This window comes from Oleiphilus sp. HI0117 (assembly GCF_001635235.1).
Map to the genome: position 1 here is coordinate 1 of NZ_LWGA01000028.1, position 1019 is coordinate 1019.

A 1019-nucleotide genomic window follows, 5' to 3' on the forward strand; every position below is an offset into this window, starting at 1 on the left:
AACTATTTGCAGGCAGAGGTGCAATTTCTCACAAACCTTTACTCAAAAGAGGTTCTGAGGGAAAGGTTTGGTTATTCTTTTCGGCTGGCTCCTCAGTTTATGGTCTGATAGATGACTTTTCCAGGCAGAGAGTAAGTGAATTTCAGTTAAGCTCAAGCGGGGTTAAAAATAGAGGATGGGTTCGCACTCTTCCCAAGAACGAAGTATTTACCTCGGCAATAGTCGACTTGGGAGAGATAATTGTCTTGAACGCGTTTCGTCGAGACTGCAATGATTGCTCAGAATCCGGTTTGAATACCTTGAAGCTATATCATGCTTTTAGCGGGGAAGAAATTACCGATATCTTGGCGGACAAAAAACAGACACGAGTATTAGCCGGAAATTTGTTGCTTGATGAAGAAGGCTTCCCGAGGCAGCGTATAGACCACCTGATATCTGATTCAGCCTTGTTATCTCTTCTCGCTATCGATAACAAAAGCCTTTATGGAGAGGAGTCTAAACTCTTGGGCGTTGAGTTAGCCGAAGGTATAAGGCGCTTATCATGGTGGCAACGATGAATCGTTCTAGAGCCTTTACATTAATAGAGTTGCTTGTAAGTTTGGCAATTGTTTCCATTCTATTTTCACTGGCCTTACCTTCATACGAGTCCTACCAACAGCGGAGCCGCTTGACTGAGGGGAAGGCCTCTTTATTGCGTTTGCAGACTGAATTGGAGCGTTATGCAATGAGCTTTCAGCGCTACCCGCAAAGCTTATCGGAATTGCTTTCATATGATGAAGACGAGTTAGAATCGGATCACGGCTACTTCAATCTCTACATTGACTCTGGCCTAAGTGATTGTGACGAAGGGGCTTGTTATGCATTGGTCGCTGAGCCGATCATTGAAACTCGTTCGGATGAGAGGTTGGAGTTATATTCTGATGGCCGTAGAGAAGGGCAATGGAATTAACCACAGCTAACATTCTTTCCTCCGCTCGCTTCAACAATATCATCGCTGTTACTGTCGCGCCCTATTCTTA

General features: G+C 44.5%; 2 protein-coding genes. Both read left to right on the forward strand.

The window, feature by feature from the left end:
- A partial coding sequence (locus A3757_RS26000) for a hypothetical protein (protein WP_197469609.1) occupies positions 1 to 557 on the forward strand: 557 nt, incomplete at its 5' end.
- Entirely contained in the window at positions 554 to 949 is a 396-nt protein-coding gene (locus A3757_RS00665; protein WP_197469610.1) for a type IV pilin protein, read from the forward strand. The genes A3757_RS26000 and A3757_RS00665, both read left to right, overlap by 4 nt.
- Positions 950 to 1019 lie beyond the last annotated feature (70 nt).

What these genes read in the sequence shown, in the direction of transcription:
- A3757_RS00665 (WP_197469610.1), top strand. Translation starts at nt 554, where the DNA reads ATGAATCGTTCTAGAGCCTTTACATTAATAGAGTTGCTTGTAAGTTTG.